This window comes from Polynucleobacter sp. AM-25C3 (genome assembly GCF_018882335.1).
Taxonomy (GTDB): domain Bacteria; phylum Pseudomonadota; class Gammaproteobacteria; order Burkholderiales; family Burkholderiaceae; genus Polynucleobacter.
The window spans coordinates 1-1,319 of record NZ_JACVOS010000033.1 but is presented as its reverse complement, the minus strand read 5'-3'; the positions used below and the strand labels follow the sequence as shown (position 1 = coordinate 1,319).

Sequence of the window (1,319 nt, the reverse complement as noted above, 5' to 3'; positions counted from 1 at the left end):
GGTACGTACCGGACACATGCTTTACGTCCGGTACCGACCACATGGTTTACACCTTTACCAATCACATCCCCAATACTTTGGGACCAAATGGGTTTTCTAGGGCCTGTACCCGAGAAGACTCCATATCAAAGTAAGCCATATCGTAATCCATAAAACTCACCAACCACACGTCGTCTTCGACCTGCCGTAAGCCCACGTCATGACCAGCGAACACCGTACTAAAGTGAATCTTCTTACCATCTAAACAGATGCGTCCGCAGTTGGTCACGGTCACTGTCTTATCGTGGAAGGGATAACTCACATCAGGTAGCCCTTCATATCTCTTGGTAGATGGTAGATATAACTCTGCTGGTTTTTTCATCGCTAAAGCTTGATGGGGACGCTCGAAGTTGTACTCATAGATAAAGTCTTCAAACTTATCTTGTTGTTGCAACATCGTTTTGGCTGGTGGTTTAGTCGTGGCTTGCTTGAGCGTTAAGTGCATGCGTTCATGCCTACCATTTTGCTGAGGATTGCCGGGCTTAATGCGCTCAATACCAATGCCTAAGCGCAACCACCACACCGATAGGCTCGAGAGTCCATAGAGCGCATTAGCACATGCAAACGGCACGCCATTATCTGAGCGGATAGAGCCTGGCAGCCCATACTCCTTAAAGAGTTGTTCAAAGACCGTAAAGGCCCCAGCTTCTCTGGTGCTCTCTAGGCCCTCACAGCAAATGAGGAAGCGGCTGGCATAGTCAGTCACGGTTAAGGGGTAACAGTACTGCTTATTACCCAGCATAAACTCCCCTTTGTAATCCACGCACCATAGGGCATTGGGCTCTTTAAGATCCGATAGGTTTGTCCCGGTAAGTTTGGGATACTGGCGGCGTCGCTTCTTCTTGACTAGGCCATGGCGATCCAGAACTGCGTGTACCGTACTTTTAGCGGGCAAAGCCAGCTCAGGGTAGTGGGTATGGATTCGGTCTCGTAGTTTAGGAGCGCCCCAGGTTGGGAACTCTTTTTTGAGGTTCACGATCAATTGCTCGACCTGGAAGGGCAAGCGGTTGGCTTGCCGAAATGGTCGTCGAGATCGATCCGTAAAGGCTTCTAAACCACTGTCTTTATAGCGATCAATGATTTTATGGCCAGTGACTCTGGAGATTCCAAACTCCTGGCACAGGGTAGCAATCTTCTCGCCATCAAGGTAACGAGATACAAACTTGAGCTTTTCATCCATCTTCGTACTTTCATTCCACGGCATAGTAAGGTCCCTCCTATGCCAAAAACTGTAAAGTATGTGTCCGGTATAAAGTGTTAACTATGTATCGAGTCGTACA

General features: G+C 48.3%; 1 protein-coding gene. It reads right to left on the bottom strand.

Translation table 11 applies throughout. The features are described 5' to 3' along the window. Window positions 1–61 precede the first annotated feature (61 nt). On the bottom strand, window positions 62–1,243 hold the full coding sequence (locus tag ICN12_RS10730) for an integrase core domain-containing protein (protein WP_216272499.1): 1,182 nt from the start codon (window positions 1,241–1,243) through the stop codon (window positions 62–64). Window positions 1,244–1,319 lie beyond the last annotated feature (76 nt).

Excerpts from the sequence above, each read along its gene's own strand:
- ICN12_RS10730 (WP_216272499.1), bottom strand. The coding sequence starts at position 1,243 with ATGCCGTGGAATGAAAGTACGAAGATGGATGAAAAGCTCAAGTTTGTA.